The sequence below is a fragment of the Imhoffiella purpurea genome, assembly GCF_000585215.1.
Lineage (GTDB): Bacteria > Pseudomonadota > Gammaproteobacteria > Chromatiales > Chromatiaceae > Imhoffiella > Imhoffiella purpurea.
In genome coordinates, this window is record NZ_AONC01000004.1 from 31448 (window position 1) to 51665 (window position 20218).

Sequence of the window (20218 nt, forward strand, 5' to 3'; positions counted from 1 at the left end):
GAACGCGCCGACCTTTTCGTTTAATTGAAACCCCTCGCTCCGGATGGGGCGGGATAGCGCGCCGTTCTCAGGATAACTGGATCTCATGACCGAAAGCTTTGCCGAACTTTTTGAACAGAGTCTGAACACCACCCAGCTGCAGCCGGGCACCATCGTTATCGGAACCGTGATCGAGATCACCTCCGACAACGTCGTCATCAATGCCGGACTCAAGTCCGAAGGCATCATTCCACGCAGCCAGTTCCTGTCTCCCGAAGGTGAGCTGGAGGTCGCTGTCGGCGACGACGTCGAGGTCGCCCTGGATGCCGTCGAGGACGGTTTCGGCGTCACCCGTCTGTCCCGCGAGAAGGCCAAGCGTTTCGCCGCGTGGGACTTCCTGGAGAAGGCGTTCGAGAACGCCGATACCGTCAAGGGCATGATCAACGGCAAGGTCAAGGGCGGCTTCACCGTCGACCTGGGGACCGTGCGTGCCTTCCTGCCGGGCTCCCTGGTCGACGTGCGTCCGGTGCGCGATACCACCTACCTCGAAGGCAAGGAGCAGGAATTCAAGGTCATCAAGCTCGACCGCAAGCGCAACAACGTGGTCGTCTCCCGCCGCGCCGTGGTGGAAGAGGAATACAGCGCCGAGCGCGAGCAGCTCCTCAAGAACCTCGAGGAGGGCATGGAAGTCAAGGGTGTGGTCAAGAACCTCACCGACTACGGCGCCTTCCTGGATCTGGGCGGTATCGACGGCCTGCTGCACATCACCGACATGGCCTGGCGCCGCGTCAAGCATCCTTCCGAGGTCGTCGAGATCGGCGACGAGATCAGCGTCAAGGTGCTCAAGTTCGACCGCGAGCGTCAGCGCGTCTCCCTCGGCCTCAAGCAGATGGGAGAGGATCCGTGGGTCAACATCTCGCGCCGCTACCCGGAGAGCACCCGCGTCTTCGGTAAGGTCACCAACATCGCCGACTATGGCTGCTTCGTCGAGATCGAAGAGGGTGTCGAGGGTCTGGTGCACGTCTCCGAGATGGACTGGACCAACAAGAACATCCATCCGAGCAAGGTCGTGGCCTTGGGCGACGAGGTCGAGGTCATGGTGCTGGATATCGACGAGGAGCGTCGCCGCATCTCGCTCGGCATCAAGCAGTGCGCCATGAATCCTTGGGACGAGTTCGCCGCCACCCACAAGAAGGGCGACCACGTCTCCGGCAAGATCAAGTCGATTACCGATTTCGGTATCTTCATCGGTCTGGACGGCGGCATCGACGGCCTGGTCCACCTCTCCGACATTTCCTGGGACGAGGCCGGCGAGCAGGCACTGCGCCGCTACAAGAAGGGCGACGAGCTCGAGACCGTCGTCCTGTCGGTCGATCCCGAGCGCGAGCGTATCTCGCTCGGTGTCAAGCAGCTCGACAAGGATCCCTTCTCCAGCTTCGTGGCCCTGCACGAGAAGGGCAGCGTGGTGACCGGCGTGATCGCGGACGTGGATGCCAAGGGTGCGACCATCACCCTGGCCGACGGCGTCGAAGGCTATCTGCGGGCCTCCGAGATCTCGCGCGACCGTGTCGAGGATGCGCGCTCGGTGCTGCGCGTCGGCGAGGAGATCGAGGCCAAGTTCCTCGGTGTCGACCGCAAGAACCGCACCCTGTCCCTGTCCATGAAGGCCAAGGACATGGAAGACGAGCAGACCGCGATGAAGGGCTATGCACGCGAGGCCGCCAGCGGCACCGCGACCCTGGGCGACATTCTGAAGGAGCAGATGGAGGAGGCGCAGCGGGGCAACTGATCGCCGCTGTTCCTACTTGAGTGCGGGGCCCGTCATGGGCCCCGCTGGCTTATCCCAGGAGTCGAAACCATGACGAAATCGGAGCTGATCGATATTCTGGCCGCCGAGCAGGACCATTTGCCCTATAAGGATGTGGAGGAAGCGGTTAGAAAGATCCTCGAGCGCATGAGTACGGCGCTCGCGTCCGGAGAGCGAATCGAGATTCGCGGATTCGGAAGCTTTTCGCTGCACTATCGCCCGCCGCGCATCGGGCGCAACCCCAAGACCGGCGACTCGGTGTCGCTGGCCGGCAAGCATGTTCCGCACTTCAAGCCGGGCAAGGAGCTGAGGGATCGCGTCAACCAGGCATTTCAGACGACGCTCGATTCCCAGCCGCCCACCTCGGAAGATCAGGACGCCTTGATCGAGGACGAGCCCGATCGGTTGCAGGTCGCGGCATCCCGCTGATCCGGCGTCTTGATTTCAGTTGTCAGCCTCTAGCGACCAGCTTCCAGCCGCCATTCCCTTTTCCGAGCCTTCCGCGTTCCGAGGTCCCGATCCAATGGATCAGGTCCGCCGGGGCGTCGTGCTCGATGCCAATGAATCTGGAGGCTGCTGGAGGCTGGGGGCTGGAGGCTCTCCTTCAGCACCCGTTGACCGATAGCTTTTCCTCGTCTCTCCAGACGATGCGCCTGGCCGGAAAGCGGCAGGAGAAGATGGCGCCGCGTTCGGGTTCGCTGGAGATCGTCAGCCGTGCCTCGTGACGATTCAGGACGTGCTTGACGATCGCCAGTCCCAGGCCGGTCCCGCCCGACTCGCGCGAGCGGGCGCGGTCGACGCGATAGAAGCGCTCGGTGAGTCGCGGCAGGTGCTCGGGGGCGATGCCCGGACCGTCGTCCTCGACCGAGAACCAGGCCCCGTCCTCGTCGCAGCACCAGCGGATGCCGATTCGCGTCCCGTGCGGGGTGTGCTTGATCGCGTTGAAGATGAGATTGGAGAATGCGCTGCGCAGCTCGGGCTGATTGCCGAGCAGCAGCAGATCGTCGTCGACGTGGATCTCCATAGGGTGCCGGCCGCCGCTGAGCGCCTGCGCCTCCTGCATGATGAGATGCAGCTCGTCCGGCACGTCGGCCGTCTGTTGTTCCTCGGGGCTCTCGTCCATCTCGAGCCGGGACAGGGTCAGCAGATCGTCGATGATGGAGCGCATCCGCTCGGTCTGGTTGTGCATCAGGGTCAGCGGACGCCGGTGGTTGATGGGAGTGATGGGTGCGTCGAGCAGATTCTCCAGGAATCCGGCGATGACGGTCAGCGGCGTGCGCAGCTCGTGCGAGGCGTTGGCCACGAAATCGCGCCGGATCATGTTCAGGTGATAGATCTTGGTGATGTCGCGTCCCACCACCAGACGTTGCTTCTTGCGCTCGCCGAATGGGGTGATGCGCAGCGACAGCATGATGGCCCGGTTGTGCTCCGGGGCGATGTCCAGCGGGCGCATGTATTCGCTGGTCTCGATGAAGTCGTCGAGACCCGGATTGCTGAGCAGATCGGTGAAGAGCCGCCCGTCGTCATCCGGCCAATGGATGTTCATGAGCTTGGCCGCGGCCGGGTTGGCCCAGTCGATCCTCAGCTGCTTGTCGAGGATCACCAGCGCGTCCGGGACCGCGTTGGCCGCCTCGCGGAAGCGCCGGGTGAAGCGTATCTGACGCTTGCGGCTCTTGCGTCCGCGCTGCTGGTAGCGGGCGATGCTGCGATAGACGTCGCCCCAGAGTCCGCGCGGAAAGGGCGGGACCAGGCGGTGCTGGCGGCGGATCAGGAGCGCCAGGCGAATCAGATGATAGAGCGAGCGCGTCGTATAGGGCAGCAGGGCGAGCGGCCAGATCAAGGCCGGATCCGCCCCCATCGACGCCAGCGCGATGACGGCGGCGGTCGGCAGCAGCACGAGATTCAGCTCGAAGATCAGGGGGCGGCGCATGGACTCCCCCTCGATGTCGCTCTGATCGCTCAACCCCTTGTCGCTCCCCCTTGAAGCTCGATCGAGCTCAGAGCTTGTCCGAGAAACGATAGCCGACGCCACGGACCGTCTGCAGCAGACGGTCGTGCCCGGTCGATTCCAGCGCCTTGCGCAGACGGCGGACGTGTACGTCCACGGTGCGCTCCTCGACATAGACCTGATCGCCCCAGACCTGATCCAGCAGCTGCGAGCGGCTGAAGGCCCGGTCGGCATGGGTCATGAAGAAATGCAGCAGGCGGTACTCGGTCGGCGCCACGTCGATGGCGTGTCCCTCGGCGCTGACCCGGTGGCTGATGTTGTCGATGCGCAGACCGCCGATGTCGATCTCGTCCGCCGGCTCGTCCGGCTTGGTCCGGCGCAGCACCGCCTTGACCCGGGCCACCATCTCGCGCGGCGAGAAGGGCTTGGCGATATAGTCGTCGGCGCCCGTGTCCAGTCCCTTGACCCGGTCCTCCTCCTCGCCGCGCGCGCTGATCATGATGATGGGCACGGTGCGGGTCTTGGGGTTCTGCTTGAGCTGCTGCGCAAGTTCCAGACCGGAGCGGCCGGGCAGCATCCAGTCGAGCAGGATGAGGTCCGGGCTCTCGTTCGAGAGCAGACGGCGCGCGTCGTCGGCGTGTCCGGCCTCCATGACGCGGAACTCGGCGCCTTCCAGTGCGAAGCGCATCACTTCGCGGATATCGGGTTCGTCGTCGACGACAAGGATGGATGCCATGGCCACGGGTCCTGGTGCTGGGGACGTTCGGGCAGGAACGTCTCCGGTGAAGGCGGTCTCCTCACGCAATTCGTATGCCGATATTGGGCGAGGTGTAATGCGGCCTTATTTTATTGACGACTGATTACGGTCAGATGACCGTGATCTCAGGGTCGCGTCAGGGTTGGCCGAATCCTCGCTCACGACGTCCGCCGAGCGCCCTCCCGAACCCGTATGAAGTCTTCGGCCACGGGGTCGATCCGGTCGGGGCGGTCGCGCCGGCTGACCAGAACGATGGCGAGTGTCGACAGGATCATTCCGGGGACCAGCTCGTAGAGATCGAAGAGTCCGCCCTCGAGCTGTTTCCAGACCACCACGGTCAGGCCGCCGGTCAGGATGCCGGCCAATGCCCCCAACTTGCTCATGCGCGGCCAGTAGAGCGACAGGATCAGGGCCGGGCCGAAGGCGGCCCCGAACCCGGCCCAGGCATAGGAGACCAGTTCCAGGACCATGGTATCCGGGTCCAGGGCGATGATGAAGGCGCACACCGAAACCAGCGCGACCGCGATGCGTCCGACCATGACCAGCTCCGATTGGCTGGCGGACCGGCGCAGAAAGGTGCGGTAGACGTCCTCGGTGAAGGCGGACGAGCAGACGAGCAGCTGCGAATCCGCGGTACTCATGATGGCGGCCAGGATCGCCGCGAGCAGGATGCCGGCCACCAGGGGATGATAGAGCTGATTGGTCAGGACGATGAAGACGGTTTCGCGCGCGTCCTCGGCGAGGGGCGGATCGATCAGCAGAATGCCGGCGAGTCCCGTCAGAACGGCGCCCGTGAGCGTCAGCGCCACCCAGCCGACCGCGATCCGCCGGGCGGTTCCGACCTTCTCGTGCGACGCGATCGCCTGGAAGCGTGCCAGGATGTGAGGCTGTCCGAAATAGCCGAGTCCCCAAGCCGCGAGGGAGAGGATGCCGATGAGCCCAAGCGGACTGCCGTCGGCGTGGGTCCAGGGATCGAGCAGCTCGGGATTGGCCGCCGCGATGCGGCCCAGCGCCGGATCCGTCCCGCCGATCAGGTCCAGGGCCATCAGCGGTACCAGGATCAGCGCCAGGGCCATCAGCAGCCCCTGCAGGACGTCCGACCAGGAGACGGCGAGAAAGCCGCCGAAGGCGGTGTAGATGAGGATGGAAAGGACCGCCAGAGCGATCGACACGACATAGTCGATCCCGAACACGGACTCGAACAGCTTGCCGCCGGCCACCAGGCCGGAGGCGGTATAGATGAGGAAGAAGAGCAGGATGAAGAGCGCGGCCAGGCCGCGCAGCAGGCCGGAGCGGTCGTCGAAGCGCTTGCTGAAATATTCGGGTAGCGTCAGGGCGTCATCATAGGCGGCGCTGAAGATCCGAAGCCGTCGCGCGACCAGCCGCCAGTTGAGCCAGGTGCCCAGCAGCAGTCCTCCGGCCAGCCAGATGGATTCCAGTCCGGCCGCATAGGCGAATCCCGGGAGTCCCAGCAGCAGCCAGCCGCTCATGTCCGAGGCGCTGGCGCTCAGTGCGGCCACGCCACTGTGCAGCGTGCGCCCGCCGAGGATGAAATCGGACAGGTTTCGAGTCCGCTGATAGGCGTACCAGCCGATCAGCATCACGATGGCGAAATAGACCCCGAAGGTCAGGGCGATGACGAGTGGATCTTGGGTCACGATGGGGCTCCAGGCGGGAGAACTTAGGGTCTTGCTTGTCGAATCGAGCGGAGGCGGCTAGTTTAGAGCCTCTGGAAAGCGGCTTCCAACCGAGGTCGCGCCTGGTTGCGGCGACGAGGATCGTCGTTCTGTCGATCGCTGCTCGGCTCGAGCCCGGCTTCGTCCTGGAGGCCGGCATCGGACCCCGGGCCATACGTACGATGAGGTGACTGCGATGAGTGAAGGCCAGATCCTGAAGGATGAGTCTCTGTATCGAGGACGGGTCATCGACCTGTCATTGGAGACGGTCGAGTTGCCGAACGGCGGACAGGTCGAGCTCGAGATCGTCCGCCATCCGGGCGGAGCGGCTGCGGTCGCGCTCGACGAGCAGGACCGCGTCTGTCTGCTGCGCCAGTTCCGCCATGCCAGCGGCGGCTGGCTGTGGGAGCTACCGGCCGGCCGGATCGATCCGGGCGAGTCCCCGTTCGAGACCGCGCGGCGCGAGCTGGCCGAGGAGGCCGGTCTGGACGCGGCCGACTGGACCGATCTCGGCCCCATGCACAGCTCGCCCGGAATCTTCACCGAGGTGATCCATCTGTGGCTGGCGCGCGGATTCACCAGCCTGGAACCGGCCCACGAGGACGGCGAGGTGATCGAGATCCACTGGCTGCCGCTGTCCCAGGCGCTCGACTGGTGCAACGACGGCACCATCACCGACAGCAAGACCCTGGTCGGGCTCTATCGCGCCGGCGCCCATATCCGGAGCGCCGTCGAGATGCTGTCGGAGGATCCTGGCTGCTGAAAGGGTTTGAACCGCAAGGCGCGAAGAGCGCAAAGAGTCTTGAAGGCTTCGTGGTATAGGGGGGACTCGATGGTATGAGTGCCCAGCCCCACACAAGACATCTTTTCATCCTTCGCGTCCTTTGTGCCTTGCTGTTCGATTATTCTTCTGAATCGACCGAGCGGGCCAGACGCAGTCCGAAGCCGTAGTGGCGGACGCTCGGGTCGTAGCGGAAGCGGAAGGCGGAGCGTGCGCCGTTGGGGTAGAGGTACCAGGCGCCGCCGCGCAGGATTCGGGTGAGCTTGCCGTTGCCGAGACGCTGGCAGTCGGTCGTCCAGGCGCTGCCGTCGGTCGGCGCGCCCTCGTAGTTGGGGTGGTAGCAGTCCCCGACCCATTCCCAGACGTTGCCGAGGATGTCGTGGAGTCCCCAGGGATTGGCGGGTTTCAGTCCGACCGGATGGGGATGCTCGCGTGAGGAGTCCAGATACCAGATGTTGCGGATGAGATCCCGGTCGTCCTCGCCGTCGCCGAACCAGTAATGGGTCCGGGTGCCGGCGCGCGCGGCATATTCCCACTCTGCCTCGCTCGGCAGGCGATAGCCGCCCTCGAGGTCGGCGCGCCGGTTGAGCGTGCGAACGAATGTCTGGGCGTCCTCCCAGGTGACCTGCTCGACCGGGTTGTCCGGATTCTTGAAGTGACTCGGATTCTCTCCCGTCACCGCCTCCCATTGACGCTGGGTGACCTCGGTCACCCCCAGATAGAAGGGGGCGGAAAAGGTCACGCGGTGCGCCGGAACCTCGGTCGCGTCGCAGTCGTCGCGGCTGGCGTCGCAGCCCATCTGGAAGCTGCCGGCCGGGATCAGGCGAAAGCGCATCCCCAGCGCGTCGGTATAGGTCTCGGGCGGCTCGGCCTGAACGGCGGCCGAGATCAGCAATCCCGCGAGGGCCGCGCCGAGTCGGCGACGGCGGGTGAATCTCCTGCTGTGGATCATGTGTCGGTTCGGGTGTCCGTCGGGTCGGCGCGGATCTCCTCGTCTCCGGCGATTCCGAAGAAGAGGATCGCCAGGTAGCAGATGAGCGCCGACATGAAATGGGCATAGAGCGACAGCGAGGCGCTCAATGGAAAGGCCGCGACCATGAGCGTCATGCCCCAGGGCATGGCCTCGTAGCGTCCGGCCCGTGCCATCTTCCACAGCGCGGACAGGATGACAATGAAGAAAAGCAAATAGCCGGCCAGACCTACCGTGCCCGTTTCGGCTCCGACCTCGAGCAGGAAGAGGTGCGGCTGGCTGCGGTGTCTCTCGTCGCCCCCCGAATAGCGCGGATAGGCGTCGGGGAAGCCCCTGACCCCGATGCCGTTGACCGGGTTCTGCTCCCACATCGCGTAGCCCGCCTTCCAGTGCGGCAGACGATCGCTGACCGCGGTGTTCATGGCCTGGTAGTCGCCCGAGACCAGCCCCGTGAGCTGGGTGAAGCGGTCGCGCAGCCAGTCCGACTGCGCCAGGGCGACGCCGCAGATGAGCGCGGTGACCACCAGTCCGGCGATGATCTTGCGTCGATCGATGCGGGTCCCGATCAGCCTGAGGAAAATCCCGTAGAGGATCGCGCCGAGCACGAGCAGCATCCAGGACACCCGACTTCCGCCGTAGAGGATGGCGGTCAGATAGGGAATCAGCAGCAGCCAGAGGATCGGAAGGCGTCTGCCGAAGCGATACAGCGCGTGGAGGAAGAGCGGCGAGAAGATGGCGAGCACGATCCCCAGTCGCACCCCCGGCAGCATGCCGGTGAGCCGGCCCTGCTCGAAGACCTCGCGGCCGAAGATGTTGTGGCCGAACGCGAGCTGGACCATACCGTCCAGCGCCCAGAACGAGAGGACGGCCAAGACGCCGGCGAGTATCAGGTCCGAGTGCGCGGCGAGGTTCAGGCGTTGGACGATGAAATAGCCGGCGAAGAGATAGATGAGATAACGGGCGGCCACCGTCAGGCTGGCGCCGAGGAATTCGGCGTCGAGGAGCGAGATCAGTATCGGGATCCAGATGCAGAGAAAGGCCGCCAGATACCAACGGAACCAGGGGCCCTGAGTCTGTCTGGGGTTGCGGACGAATTCGACCAGGCCGATGACGGCCAGGAGCGCCAGCGTGTGCCGATACATCTCTCCGACCGAGAAGAACAGCAGAATGCCGATCGCCAGCAGCGGCAGCCACAGGGTCGGCCTCGACCCGCCTTGGTCGTGATGGCCGCCGGACTTGAGCGTCGTGAAGGGTAGAGGCATGTTCGTGGAGACCCTTGGAGGATTGTGATGACTGGATCTGGATGTCGTGTCTTGGGCCGCACTCAATCAGGCGCGGCTCTGCAGTCCGCGTCCCGCCCGAAAAAGAGCCGGTAGAGCATGAGCGCGCCGATCAGGACCAGGAAGAAGGAGGTGACCACGTCGCTCAGGAAATGTCCGCCCGCCGCGATGCGGACGAAGCCGACCATGAGGCTGTAGATCAGCGCCGCCGCGACCCACCAGGATCTGCACCCGGCAAGCACCGCCGCGACCACGACCAGATAGGCTGCCGCCGCCGCATGGCCCGAGCTGAAGGAGCCGCCGCCCTGATCCGAGGGCACGAAAGGCGGCGAGAAGGCCCTGGTGCCGTCGAACTCCATCACCTGCACGGGGCGGGCGCGTCCCCAGTGCTCCTTGAGGGTCGAGTTGACCAGCAGGCCCGGCACCAGGATCAGCACGGCCAGCAGATAGAGCAGCTTGCGCCCGGGCACCCGCCGAAACCACCAGAGCCCGCCGAGAAAGACGACGACGCTCGTCGTCGCGACGTTCACCGACCAGTAGAGTAGACGCTCCAAGGGCTGCTCGCGCAGCTCGAATCCGGTCTCGGGGGAGAAGAAGGCGCCGGAGACCCAGAGGTCGATCCGGGGTGCGGCGAGCATGATGTCGGCAAAGGTGAAGAATAGGATCCAGATCGCGATCGGAACCCCGAATGGTTTGGATGCGCGCATGACGGAAGGACAGCCTGGAGGAGATAGTGGGTGGGCAGGCGATAGGGCGCCGAGGACGCTGGATATGCCTGTTGGGTCGAGTCCGGATGATACCTCAAGAGCAGGGGGAGTCGAGACGGGGGGATGGTCTTTCAGCTCGAGCCATCCATGCCCCGGCGGGTTCGCGTCCGCTTCGACTCAAGGCCAAGGTCGCGAGCGAAATCGCCGCAACCCAGGAATTGATAGAGTATCCGGTGCAGCGACCCGGCCACGGCAAGCCGCAGAAGATACCGAACAGCCGGGCATTCTGGCCGCAAAGGAGACGCCGGTCAGGCGGCTGGCCGGCGTCTTGGTGGATTCCTTATTCGAACAGGGCATGGATTAGTTCTGGGGGCCGGGTGCCGTTGCGCGAGGCGATCTCCTCGATCGACTGGGCCGTGCTGGCGACCTTGAATCCCTCGGATTGCAGTTTGGTGGCCAAGCTGTCGGCACTCGTGTCCAGCAGGGGCGCGATCTCGGTCAGCGGGGCACGCTCGAAGCTGTGAAAGATGCGGTGACGCGCGTTGCCGCCTTCATGCGTGCCGGAGACGACCATGAGGGACAGGGTTGCCAGTGTGACCACGGCGATGATTCCGAGCGCCTTGCGTTGGGCGAAATAGCCTTTGAAGCCGCGCCAATGGGTGGCGATGTGGAGGCCGACGAAGACAGCGAAGGCCAAGCCGATCCATTCGTGGGCCAGCTTCACCGGGTCGTGCATGCCGAAGAACATGAGCACGCCGGAGACGGACACGAAGACGCCGGCGGCGATGATGGCCGGTGTGGACCATTGACGGGTGTTCAGACTGATCATGACGAGAACCTCTCTCGATGTGGTTGTGAAATCGGCTGGAAACTGGGCGGTTCGAGAATCCCGTGAGCGGGTCGCCGCGTTCCATGAATGCTATTTCACGACTCCCCTGTGTCCGGGACTTGCCGAGAGAGGGCGGGTTTTGTGACATCATGTGACAAGGCCCGGTATCGACACAGGCTGTCACCGACATCGGCTGGAGTTACCGAGCGTTGGTGGGCCGATTGCGATGGGACTTCTGAACCTGGCTCAAGATAGCGTTCGATCGAACCCAAGGCCGTTGCCGGTGACCGCCTACATGCCGACAGCCGACTGCAGAGCCCGGGCTGCATGCTGCGCGAGATGCTCGCAGATCTGTTGGCTGGGCAGGGATTGGTGTGGGCTATGGCTGTGTGCGACGTCTATCCTGACAGAGGGGGCGATCGGATTCGAATGTCTGGATATGGGGCTGAGTCTCGACGACCTCTACGAAGAGGTGGATTGATCCTGCAGCAACCAACCGGCCCACTCGGGCAATTCCTCCTGGGTCGGAATCTCCACGCGGCCGGCGCGGATCGCCGCGATCTGCCGGAAGGGATCGTCGGCGCGCGAGTTGTCCAGGATGCGCACCTGATCGCAGAGGGGGAGGGCCGTTCTGACGTGGCCGAGCAGCCTCGGGATGCGGGCCGAGATCTTGTCGGCCGGGACCGAATGGCCGCCCTCGACGACGCGTTGAGCGACGCGGGCCTGGTTGAGCTCCGGGCTTTCGAGGTGGATGAAGACGAGCAGGATTTCGTAGCCGAGCGTCTTGGCCTGGGCGATGAAGTCGATTTTCGAGGGGTGCGAGAAAACGGTTTCGAAGCAGAAGCTCCGTCCCTCCTTCAGGAGGCGCTGGCGCAGCTCGGCGGCCACCTTGGCCGCGTCGTAGCTGCGCCCCTCGGGGGCGTCCGGATATAGGTCCCGGGCGATCAGGTCGGCGTTGACGAAGGGCAATCCCAGAGGGGCGAGCTGGAGGCGGTAGAAGGTGCTCTTACCGGCGCCATTGCCTCCGGCGAGCAGCCACAGCTGCTTTCGCTCCCTCACGAATCGAACTCTGTCGCTTCGATGAAGCGCCCTCCATTGAATGTGCCGACGGCGATCTGGCCGTGTGGGCCGATGCGTTCCAGATAGCCTGGATGCGCGCGTGAGATCTGATAACGGATCGGGCTGGATGTCACGGCTGCGGAGAGGGCTCCCTGGGTACGTTTCTGCTCGAGCGCGCGGAATACCTCATCCGGATCCAGGGGGGGAGATACGACGGGTTCGACGCGGACTCGCGCCAATCCGGTCGTGATCGACAGCAGTGAGTCCGGATTCAGCAGGTTCGAGACCTGGCGTCCTATGCTGGCCCAATATTCGATCTGCTCGGCCGTGCTGCGATGGAAGCGTTCGCCCGTGACTGCGGCGGCCTGCATGAGGTCGTCCTGTAGACGAATGGGTGAAGCGGATTTCGGCATGGATCGAGATCCCGGTGGAGGTCATGGAAAAAACGTAGCAGAATGCTACATTTTGGTCAATGTGGATACAGCGGCGGGGCTCGGGCTCAGGGTGGTACCCGATTCGGCATCCGGATGAGGGGTGAAAAAACCGGCGCTCAAGTCGCGCAGGCAGTCGCCGCAGAGGCAGTCGTCGTAACGGGCTCGCACGCTCGCGGTCGCGGCCGGTGTGAGCGGGATTCTCATGCAGTCGCACCGCTCGACGTGCGCCGCGAGACACGCGAAGGTTCGTCCGCAGCGCGGACAGACCTTGTCGCGCCGCGTGCCCGGCGGGTCGGCCATGGTTTCGGGACCGATCAATGGGCCAGCATGAAGGCGGTGAGGTCGGCGATCTCCTGGTCGGTCAGCTCGACCTTGGGCATCTGGGCGCCGGGCAGCGTGCCTGTCGGATCCTTCAGATAGGCATTGATCCAGGCGGCGTCGCGTCTTGATCCGAGGTCGTCGAGCGGACCGCCCAGGTCCGCCATGGGACCGGACTCTCCGGCCAGGGTGTGGCAGAGATTGCAGGTCTTGGAGGCGTAGAGGCCGGCGCCGCGCTGGACGTCGCCGTCCTGCGCGAGGACGCTCGAGCCGATGAGCGACAGACTCAGCAGCGCGGTGGTGAAAACTGGATGGGACATGGCACTACTCCGAAGGGGTGTCCGCCGTTCCGGTCTTGGCCTCCTTGGATGTCTCCGGAGTCGGACTCAGATGGTCGAGAAGGTCCTTGTGGCCCACATGCATGTGGCAGGTGACGCATTGCATTTCGCCGTCGTTGGCGAAATAGGCCCGATGGCCGTAGAGGGCGGCGGGCTGCTGATCGGGCGCCCGGTCCAGCCCGGCATGGCAGATCAGGCAGCCGGAGTCGTAGACGAAGTCGCCGCGCCGTTCCAGTCCGGCGGCCCAGTCGGGCTCCCTGAAGATGGACAGGAACTCGCCCCAGACGTCGATGATCCCTGTCTCCGCCTTGGCGAGGAGATAGTCCGTCCGTCCGGTGTGGGGAAGATGGCAGTTGGCGCAGGGGGCCACCAGACCCTTGGGGTTGGCCCCGCCATGAACGTCCGCCGCATGGGATTCGGCGAATGGCTTCATGGTGTGGCAGACGGAGCAGAACTCGGCTCCGGCGGTGGCTTCCAGTGCGCTCTGGGTCAGTATCCAGGAACCGGCCACGAAGGCCGGCGTCAGCACGCAGAGACCCAGGATGAGAAATATCCAGATGCGGATCTTCATCGGTATTGGCTTCGGTTGTTCGACATCTCCGATGGTACGCCTCCCGCCTCGGTGCCGCCAGGGGGATGGGTGCTTCAGTAGTCGCTAATTTCAGCGATTTCCGATACTTGTACCGGGCTGACGGCATCTTCTCGGGTTTGGGCGCCTGGGCGCGGATTGCGGCCTTCGGACGTCTTGTCTTAACCTGAGACGAGACCAACCCCTTGGAAACCGTCGGCTCGATGATGGCGGTCGTTCGCGATTCAATCCGCCCTCACGGGCGAGGCTAGGCATGCTGCTCGAAGACACAGACCGCTATGCACTGCGTCGGCAGGGACGCTATCTCTTCGCCGAACTCAAACGCCCGCATCTGGTGCTCAGCACCTGCCGCGTCAACGGCGGCCTGCGCGAGGATCTGAGCCATGTCGCCAACCATCAGAGCTGCGAGGGCGTCGGTCATCGGCTGCCTCCGGGCGTCGATCCGGGGCGCGAGGCCCTGCATGTCCGCGCCTGCGCCGAGGCCGGGCTTCCGCCCGCGACCACGGCGCTCATGGCGACCGCCGCCAATATGCAGTGTGCCGTGCTGGGCCGGGCCGAACATGCCGATCTGAGCGTGACGGTGGCGGCGACGGCCGGGGTTCTCAGCAATGCGACCCGTGCCGGCGATCCGGCCGGCTGGCACGAATATCCCGACGGCAGCCGTCCGCTGGAGGCGCCGGCTATCGAGGCCGCCTCTCCGGACGCCCGCGGTTCCGGCACCATCGTGACGCTGGTCTTCATCAACCAGCCCTGCACCCCGGCCTGCCTGGTGCGGGCCGCGACCATGGTGACCGAGGGCAAGAGCACGGCCGTGCTCGACCTGCGCATGCCGAGCATCCAGTCGTCCGGGCTCGCGACCGGGACCGGGACCGACCAGATCGCCATCGCCGCTCCATTGGCGCGCGGCGAGGAGTGGGAGCGCCATTGGGCCGGCGGCCACAACACCCTGGGCGAGCTGCTCGGGCGCGCGACCCACGCGGCGGTGACCCGCTGTCTGCTGCTGCAGAACGGGGTCTGTGCCGAGCTGCGGCGCTCGCTGTGCGGCGCCCTGGGTCGGCACGGCTGCCATGAGGCGACCTTGTGCGAGCGTGCGCGGGCCGAGCTGGATCCGGAGACCGCGCAGCTGTTCGAGTCCAATCTGCTTGCCATCATCCATGACCCGCAGAGCGCCGCGGCGGCCTATGCCCTGGCCGAGATCCTGGATCTCGGCCGAACCGGGGTGCTGCACCGCGAGGTGGCGCGCGAGTCCATCCTCAATCAGGCCGCGCTGCTCGCGGCGGCGGTCGCGGTGGCGCCGGAGCGTTTCGTCGAGCTGCGCGACTCGCTGCATCGTCGCGACGAGCTGGATCCGGGCGAGCTGGCGGCGCTGGCCGTGGTCACCGGGTTCGCGCACAAATGGACCTGAACGCGCATCTGGCGCTGATCCTGGCGGCCTTCGTCCTGGATCTGGTCTTCGGCGATCCCGTCTATCGGCTCCATCCGATCCGTCTGCTCGGGATCTGGAGTCTGGCGTGCGAGCGCTGGCTGTTCGGTCTCGGACTGAACGGCCGGATCGGCGGGGTTCTGCATTGGCTGCTGGTGGTCGCTGGTGCGCTCGCGGGCTGGTGGGGCGTGCGCGAGGGGCTGGTGTGGCTTCATCCCTGGCTGGCTTGGTGCTGGGATCTGTTCCTGGCCTACAGCCTCCTGAGTTTGGGCGATCTGCTCGTCCATGGCCGGCGCGTACTGGATGCGCTGCCCGATCTGCCCCGCGCACGACAGGCGGTCTCGATGCTGGTGGGGCGCGATACCGATCGGCTGGGACAAGACGGCGTCGTTCGCGCGACCATCGAGAGCCTTTCCGAGAATCTCACCGATGGCGTGCTGACGCCGCTGTGGGCACTCTGTCTCTTGGGTCTGCCGGGGCTCGTCCTGGTGAAGGCGGTCTCCAATCTGGATTCCATGGTCGGCTTCAAGAATGAACGCTATGCCCGTTTCGGCTGGGCCGGCGCGCGCTCGGACGATCTGGCGCACTGGCTGCCGGCACGGCTCTCGGTGCCCCTGATCGCCCTCGCGTCTGCGTTGATGCGGCTGCATCCCGTCCTCGCCGTGCGCGCGGCGCTGCGTGATCACGCGCTCCTGCCCAGCCCCAACTCGGGCTGGAGCGAGGCCGCCTTCGCTGGCGCGCTGCGGGTGCGTCTCATCGGCCCCATCCATGCGGGCGGACGCCTGGTCACGCAGGTCTACATGGGCGACCCGGACTGGCCGGCCGATCTCGATGCCGGTCATCTGCGCCAGGCGCTGCGGCTCATCCGTATCAGCTCGCTGCTGGCGCTGGCGTTCGGACTGGCGTTGGCCGCTGTGCGGCCGATGAGTGTTTGAACCGCAAAGACCGCAAAGAGAATCAGAAAGGCATTTGCGTGCTTTGCGCCTTTGCGGTTCGATTTTCGAAGTCCTGATTCATGCCAGGAAGAGACGTTCCAGGGCTCCTCGGCCGAGGTTGCCGCGCTGGTCCTCCGCTTCGATGAAATAACGCACGTCGCCCAGCCCGGGCGGCAGTTCGGCCGTGAAGTAGTGGGCGGTTACCCTGGCCCCGGTCTGGCAGGGGTAGGGGCCATGATCGGTCATGGTCAGGGTGCGCTCTCCCTGCGGGTCGCGCAGATGCAAAGTAACCCTTTTCAGCCCCGAGAGGTCGTGCACGAACGTGTGCACGGTCGCCTCGCGGGGTGCGTCGACCAATCCTCCTTGACCCCACTGCTTGCCGCCCGGGTTCTCGGGGGTGACCCATGGCGGGAAGATGGTCGGCCCGGTCCGGTCGGCGCTGCCGACGAGCCGCTCGAAGTCGCTCCCGGCGATCGACCAGGCGCGATTGGCCGCGTTCGTCACCTGCTGGTCCCAGACGCTCTGGCCGGTCCAGTACCAGTAATCGCTGGCCTCGGCGGTGAGCAGGAGCCGGGTGAGCTCCGGGAGCGAGGGATGATCCGGCTCGCTGTCCTCCAGGCTGTGAACGGCGTTCTGCAGCGCGGTCAGCACCGCCCAGGAGTTGAGATCCGGGGAATAGGGCTCGCGATAGCGCCCGAACCATTTCATGAACTGGGGGTCGCCGTTGTCGGCGCCGCTCCAGGATCCGGCCTCGATATGGACCGCCCGGTCCGGATCCGGCGGGAAGCGCTGCAGATAGTCGGCGATGCCGATCAGCTCGAAGCGCGGGTCGGCGGCCAGCCATTCGATCATGCGCGCCGTGTTGTGGCGGTAATAGCTCTCGGCGCCGCCGCCGTGGTTGTCGCCGTCCGAGTGCAGGAGGAGAAAGGGCGGATGCTCGGGGTCGAATCCGCCGTGGTCCTGCAGGTGCTGGTAGAGCTGATCGAAGACGTCCGGATATTGGAGCGCGCCGAATCCGCCGCGCGCGTCCTCGTTGCCGATGTAACGCTCGGCGGGGATGCCGACGATCTTGTGGGTGGTGCCGTCCGGATCCGTGTAGGCGAGATATTCGGGCCTGAGCAGGCTGGGCGCGATCTCGGATCCGGTCCAGACGTTGTGCAGACGCAGCCAGTCGGTCACCGCCGGGTCGACCTGGTCGGCGGGATTCGGCGGCAGCATGCCCTCGCTGGGTCCGGCATAGGGATAGTCCCGACAGGCCCGGTAGCGATGGATGGAGTCGTACATCACGGCCTGGATGCCGGCGGCGTTCAGTGCCGGGATGATGCGCGGATGGAAGGCCGTCTCGGGCGGGAAGAGGATAGCCGAGGCGGGGGCGCCGAAGGTCTTGGGGATCAGGGCGCGATGGAGCTGGATCTGGCGGACGATGTCGCGCTCCGGGATCAGCGGCATCAGCGGGTGGTAGAAGCCGAAGGCGCTCAGGTCCAGACGCGGATTGCCTAAACTTGTCCTGAGATGGGCGACCGAGCGGATCTCGCGGGTCCAGTCGGCGAAGCGTCCGCCGCAGCGTCCCTGCTCGGCGCAGCGATCGAGCTGCTCGATCAGCGATCCGCTCCAGCTGCAGGTCAGTCCGCCGTGCGGCAGATCGGCCTCGGCGTACTGACGGATGGCGGCGGTCACGAAATCGACATAGGGTCCCCCGCGCGAGCCGAAGATGGCGTCCTTCTCGCCGTCCCAGGCGTTCGGATCCACCGCGTCGTAGTAGGGCTGATGCATGTGCTTGTGGATGCCGAAATAGAGCTTGGGCAGCGCTCCGCCCTCGACGCGCCGGATGGCGGGGCGGGGCGGGTGCTCCAGCTGGAGCGTGCGGAAGGTCTTGATCCAGTCGTCGCCGCCCGCCAGTTGGATGTCCGACCTGCGGCAGCCCTCGATCTGGATCTGGACCTCGCCGGGACCGACCAGCCCCGCCTGGATCCGGACGCGGTATCTGTGGCCGCCGTCCGGTTCCTGCGAGACCCAGACGATGTGGTCGCCGTTGATCAGCCGCTCGCGGCCATGCTGGCGCAGGATGACCTGCGGGAAGGGGATGGGGCCGTCGGCGATCAGGTCGATCTCGAAGGCCGGATTCTTGCCGGGTGGATCGCAGACGAGACGCTCGGGGAGAAGGATACTCTGCAGTTGCGTGAAGACGCTGATCATGACGACTGGTTCCCTCGCGGATGGCGTGGCTGACCTGCGTAGGATAGCCTTCGGAGTCGGCCGGCGTGGAAATGCGATGTCATTCACGGTATTGGGCCGGCAAAATGGACAGGCTATGTGTTCGACGACCGGTCCTCGAGCGGCTGTCGCCGAGGGCGTGGAAAATGTCGATCGAGGGGCGACAGGGAGTGGATGATCCAAACAACAGAGAATCCTCGGTTCGCGCGGCCTTGCGCCAGGATGTCGACGATCTGCCGCCCGCTCCGGCCGCCGCGGTCAAGCTGCTGCGCCTGACGAGCGACCAGGACACGGACATCGCCACCATCTCGCGCGTGATCGAGACCGAGCCCGCGTTGGCGGCCAAGGTGCTGCACATCGTCAACTCGGCCTTCTATGGATTTCCGCGCAACATCCAGTCCATCCATCGCGCCGTGACCCTGCTGGGACTCTCGGCCGTGCGCCAGGCCGCCATCCAGATCCTCTTCTTCGAGAGCCTGGTGAAGCGCGGCCGCAGCGGCGTGTTCGATCGGCTCTTCTTCTGGCAGCACAGTCTGCTGGTGGCCATCCTCAGCCGATCCATCGGCGAGCGGCTGGGACATCCGGAGCCGGATTCGCTCTATTCTGCCGGTCTGCTGCACGATCTGGGCAAGGTCATCCTCGAGTCCTACGGACGCATCCGCTACAGCGATTTTCTCGGCATCGCCTCAAACAGCGGCAATCCGACGCGTCACGACGAGCGTACCTTCTTCGGCGTTACGCACGACATGGTGGGCGCGGTGGTTTGCGAGCGCTGGGAGCTTCCCGATCTGGTCTGCCGCGTTCAGGAGCTCCATCATGCGCCCAGTCTGTCCACGGGGCTGACGCCCCGGGAGGCTCAGGAGGTCGCCATCGTGGCCATGGCCGACTTCATCGCCTGGACCCAGGGGATCGGATCGGTCGACAACCTCAACAACCCACCGCTGTCTCCCGATGTGCTGATGCATGTGCCCTTGGACGCGATCGATCTCCCGGACCTGCTCGAGCGGGCCGATGCCGAGATCACCGAGATCGGCACCTTCTACGGGCTCCAGTTTCCGACATCGATGCAGCTGCGGGCCAATATGGTGACCGCGGCCATCGGTCTCCGCGGCACCGGTGTTCCGGAGTCCTCCGGTGAGCGCCCGGATCCTCGGCTCAGTCATACGGCCCCCCATCAGAGCCTGGATCCCGAGGAATTCATTCCGGCCACCTTGGACGCGCTTCACAAGGAGTTCGGGATCGACGCTCTCCTGATGATGCAGATCGAGCCCAAGCGGCGCAGCCTGGTCGCCACCCATACCCTGCCGCGATCCGCTCCGGCGGCCGTCAACCGCATGCGCATGGAGCTGGCGATCGATACCCTCTCCGGGGATCTGGTCCGCTGTCTGCGCGAGCGTCGGCCGACGCTGATCCAGGAGTCGCGGGAGAACGACGACATCCTGATGCCGCTCGGTGTCTCGGAGGCGGCGGCCGTGCCCGTGATGAGCAACGGTCGTCTCCTGGGGGTGCTCTGGCTCGCCAACGAGCCCGATGGCCTGCCTCTGGTGATCGGCTATCTGCAGGAGGTGCAGCGCGTCGCCGGCGAATTGGGAATCGCCCTGGAACGCAGCCGGACCTTCGCCCTCGAGCGGGCCAAGGCCGAGATCGACGAGCTGACCAGGTTGTCGAATCGCCGGGCGGTCGATCGGTTCCTTGCGCAGGCGTTCCAGCAGGCGGTCGAATCGGGACGGCTGTTCGCCGTGGGGCTGGTGGATATCGATCGTTTCAAGAGTTTCAACGACACCTTCGGCCATCAGACCGGCGATGACGTGCTGCGGATCGTCGCCGATACCATGCGCAGCATGACCCGCCCGAACGATTTCCTGGGCCGTTACGGGGGAGAGGAGTTCCTGTTCGTGCTGGTCGATAGCGCCGGGAACGGTGCCTTGAGCTATGCCGAGCGCGTTCGGGCTGCCATCGAGCGGCGCGGACGCCTGCTCGTCGATCGCTTTCCGGGGCATGCGCTGACGGCCAGCATCGGCGTGGCCTTGTGCGACGGACGCGGTGCCGATCCATCCCAGGTGGTTGCGGCGGCCGATCGCGCCCTCTACCGCGCCAAGGCCGGTGGTCGCAACCAGGTCGTTCCGGCCTGGACCCCCGCGGATTCGCCCGCGCTCGGTTCCGCCTGATCGGAG

Annotated in this window: 19 protein-coding genes; 6 read left to right on the plus strand and 13 right to left on the minus strand. The window is 65.4% G+C overall.

Annotated features, from left to right (window positions below):
* Positions 1-85 precede the first annotated feature (85 nt).
* Together rpsA and ihfB are read left to right on the plus strand one after the other, a co-directional pair.
* The gene (gene rpsA / locus D779_RS01790; RefSeq protein WP_043748548.1) at positions 86-1768 is read left to right on the plus strand and encodes a 30S ribosomal protein S1; all 1683 of its coding nucleotides are present in this window, start codon (positions 86-88) and stop codon (positions 1766-1768) included.
* Positions 1769-1837: 69 nt separating this feature from the next.
* A complete protein-coding gene (gene ihfB, locus D779_RS01795) occupies positions 1838-2215 on the plus strand; it encodes an integration host factor subunit beta (protein ID WP_043748551.1) in 378 nt (125 codons plus the stop codon).
* Positions 2216-2390: 175 nt separating this feature from the next.
* Here the strand turns inward: ihfB and phoR are convergent, their stop codons facing one another.
* The 3 genes from phoR to putP form a co-directional block, all read right to left on the minus strand.
* Positions 2391-3716: a phosphate regulon sensor histidine kinase PhoR gene (gene phoR / locus D779_RS01800; RefSeq protein WP_043748800.1), complete on the minus strand. Its 1326-nt coding sequence runs from the start codon at positions 3714-3716 to the stop codon at positions 2391-2393.
* A gap of 67 nt (positions 3717-3783) precedes the next feature.
* Positions 3784-4470 carry a phosphate regulon transcriptional regulator PhoB gene (gene phoB / locus D779_RS01805; protein ID WP_043748554.1) on the minus strand — a complete coding sequence of 229 codons (687 nt, stop codon included), beginning with the start codon at positions 4468-4470 and terminating at the stop codon, positions 3784-3786.
* A gap of 179 nt (positions 4471-4649) precedes the next feature.
* On the minus strand, positions 4650-6149 hold the full coding sequence (gene putP / locus D779_RS01810) for a sodium/proline symporter PutP (RefSeq protein ID WP_043748557.1): 1500 nt from the start codon (positions 6147-6149) through the stop codon (positions 4650-4652).
* A gap of 214 nt (positions 6150-6363) precedes the next feature.
* On the opposite strand from putP, the gene D779_RS01815 reads away from it, so the two are divergent.
* Complete coding sequence (locus tag D779_RS01815) at positions 6364-6930, plus strand: NUDIX hydrolase (protein WP_043748561.1); 567 nt, start codon at positions 6364-6366, stop codon at positions 6928-6930.
* A 139-nt stretch (positions 6931-7069) separates the two neighbouring features.
* On the opposite strand, the gene D779_RS01820 is transcribed toward D779_RS01815, so the two are convergent.
* The 9 genes from D779_RS01820 to D779_RS01860 all read right to left on the minus strand — a co-directional run bounded on the left by D779_RS01820 (position 7070) and on the right by D779_RS01860 (position 13454).
* Positions 7070-7900 carry a formylglycine-generating enzyme family protein gene (locus D779_RS01820; protein ID WP_043748563.1) on the minus strand — a complete coding sequence of 277 codons (831 nt, stop codon included), beginning with the start codon at positions 7898-7900 and terminating at the stop codon, positions 7070-7072.
* Entirely contained in the window at positions 7897-9180 is a 1284-nt protein-coding gene (locus tag D779_RS01825; RefSeq protein WP_043748565.1) for an O-antigen ligase family protein, read from the minus strand. The genes D779_RS01820 and D779_RS01825 overlap by 4 nt, the downstream gene beginning before the upstream one ends.
* Positions 9181-9242: 62 nt before the next feature.
* Positions 9243-9905 carry a phosphatase PAP2 family protein gene (locus D779_RS01830; RefSeq protein WP_043748575.1) on the minus strand — a complete coding sequence of 221 codons (663 nt, stop codon included), beginning with the start codon at positions 9903-9905 and terminating at the stop codon, positions 9243-9245.
* A 340-nt stretch (positions 9906-10245) separates the two neighbouring features.
* Positions 10246-10734, minus strand: a complete 489-nt coding sequence (locus D779_RS01835; protein WP_043748577.1) for a DUF4405 domain-containing protein — start codon at positions 10732-10734, stop codon at positions 10246-10248.
* 462 nt (positions 10735-11196) lie between these two features.
* Positions 11197-11793: a zeta toxin family protein gene (locus D779_RS01840; protein WP_043748584.1), complete on the minus strand. Its 597-nt coding sequence runs from the start codon at positions 11791-11793 to the stop codon at positions 11197-11199.
* Complete coding sequence (locus D779_RS01845; RefSeq protein ID WP_043748593.1) at positions 11790-12206, minus strand: TA system antitoxin ParD family protein; 417 nt, start codon at positions 12204-12206, stop codon at positions 11790-11792. The genes D779_RS01840 and D779_RS01845 overlap by 4 nt, the downstream gene beginning before the upstream one ends.
* Before the next feature lie 45 nt (positions 12207-12251).
* The gene (locus tag D779_RS23250; protein ID WP_408605987.1) at positions 12252-12527 is read right to left on the minus strand and encodes a cysteine-rich CWC family protein; all 276 of its coding nucleotides are present in this window, start codon (positions 12525-12527) and stop codon (positions 12252-12254) included.
* 14 nt (positions 12528-12541) lie between these two features.
* Complete coding sequence (locus tag D779_RS01855) at positions 12542-12865, minus strand: c-type cytochrome (protein ID WP_043748595.1); 324 nt, start codon at positions 12863-12865, stop codon at positions 12542-12544.
* A 4-nt stretch (positions 12866-12869) separates the two neighbouring features.
* The gene (locus D779_RS01860) at positions 12870-13454 is read right to left on the minus strand and encodes a cytochrome c3 family protein (protein ID WP_043748598.1); all 585 of its coding nucleotides are present in this window, start codon (positions 13452-13454) and stop codon (positions 12870-12872) included.
* Between the two features lie 271 nt (positions 13455-13725).
* Between D779_RS01860 and D779_RS01865 the strand changes: the two genes are divergently transcribed.
* Positions 13726-14877, plus strand: a complete 1152-nt coding sequence (locus D779_RS01865; RefSeq protein ID WP_043748601.1) for an adenosylcobinamide amidohydrolase — start codon at positions 13726-13728, stop codon at positions 14875-14877.
* Positions 14868-15830: an adenosylcobinamide-phosphate synthase CbiB gene (gene cbiB, locus D779_RS01870; protein WP_043748603.1), complete on the plus strand. Its 963-nt coding sequence runs from the start codon at positions 14868-14870 to the stop codon at positions 15828-15830. The genes D779_RS01865 and cbiB overlap by 10 nt, the downstream gene beginning before the upstream one ends.
* A gap of 78 nt (positions 15831-15908) precedes the next feature.
* Here the strand turns inward: cbiB and D779_RS01875 are convergent, their stop codons facing one another.
* Positions 15909-18026 carry a polysaccharide deacetylase family protein gene (locus D779_RS01875; RefSeq protein WP_043748605.1) on the minus strand — a complete coding sequence of 706 codons (2118 nt, stop codon included), beginning with the start codon at positions 18024-18026 and terminating at the stop codon, positions 15909-15911.
* A 188-nt stretch (positions 18027-18214) separates the two neighbouring features.
* Between D779_RS01875 and D779_RS01880 the strand changes: the two genes are divergently transcribed.
* A complete protein-coding gene (locus tag D779_RS01880) occupies positions 18215-20212 on the plus strand; it encodes a sensor domain-containing diguanylate cyclase (RefSeq protein ID WP_081763272.1) in 1998 nt (665 codons plus the stop codon).
* Positions 20213-20218: the final 6 nt, after the last annotated feature.

Excerpts from the sequence above, each read along its gene's own strand:
- ihfB (WP_043748551.1), top strand. The coding sequence starts at position 1,838 with ATGACGAAATCGGAGCTGATCGATATTCTGGCCGCCGAGCAGGACCAT.
- D779_RS23250 (WP_408605987.1), bottom strand. The coding sequence starts at position 12,527 with ATGGCCGACCCGCCGGGCACGCGGCGCGACAAGGTCTGTCCGCGCTGC.
- D779_RS01815 (WP_043748561.1), top strand. The coding sequence starts at position 6,364 with ATGAGTGAAGGCCAGATCCTGAAGGATGAGTCTCTGTATCGAGGACGG.
- D779_RS01845 (WP_043748593.1), bottom strand. The coding sequence starts at position 12,206 with ATGCCGAAATCCGCTTCACCCATTCGTCTACAGGACGACCTCATGCAG.
- phoR (WP_043748800.1), bottom strand. The coding sequence starts at position 3,716 with ATGCGCCGCCCCCTGATCTTCGAGCTGAATCTCGTGCTGCTGCCGACC.
- D779_RS01860 (WP_043748598.1), bottom strand. The coding sequence starts at position 13,454 with ATGAAGATCCGCATCTGGATATTTCTCATCCTGGGTCTCTGCGTGCTG.
- D779_RS01820 (WP_043748563.1), bottom strand. The coding sequence starts at position 7,900 with ATGATCCACAGCAGGAGATTCACCCGCCGTCGCCGACTCGGCGCGGCC.
- cbiB (WP_043748603.1), top strand. The coding sequence starts at position 14,868 with ATGGACCTGAACGCGCATCTGGCGCTGATCCTGGCGGCCTTCGTCCTG.
- D779_RS01865 (WP_043748601.1), top strand. The coding sequence starts at position 13,726 with ATGCTGCTCGAAGACACAGACCGCTATGCACTGCGTCGGCAGGGACGC.
- rpsA (WP_043748548.1), top strand. The coding sequence starts at position 86 with ATGACCGAAAGCTTTGCCGAACTTTTTGAACAGAGTCTGAACACCACC.
- D779_RS01835 (WP_043748577.1), bottom strand. The coding sequence starts at position 10,734 with ATGATCAGTCTGAACACCCGTCAATGGTCCACACCGGCCATCATCGCC.
- D779_RS01830 (WP_043748575.1), bottom strand. The coding sequence starts at position 9,905 with ATGCGCGCATCCAAACCATTCGGGGTTCCGATCGCGATCTGGATCCTA.
- D779_RS01825 (WP_043748565.1), bottom strand. The coding sequence starts at position 9,180 with ATGCCTCTACCCTTCACGACGCTCAAGTCCGGCGGCCATCACGACCAA.
- phoB (WP_043748554.1), bottom strand. The coding sequence starts at position 4,470 with ATGGCATCCATCCTTGTCGTCGACGACGAACCCGATATCCGCGAAGTG.
- D779_RS01855 (WP_043748595.1), bottom strand. The coding sequence starts at position 12,865 with ATGTCCCATCCAGTTTTCACCACCGCGCTGCTGAGTCTGTCGCTCATC.
- D779_RS01875 (WP_043748605.1), bottom strand. The coding sequence starts at position 18,026 with ATGATCAGCGTCTTCACGCAACTGCAGAGTATCCTTCTCCCCGAGCGT.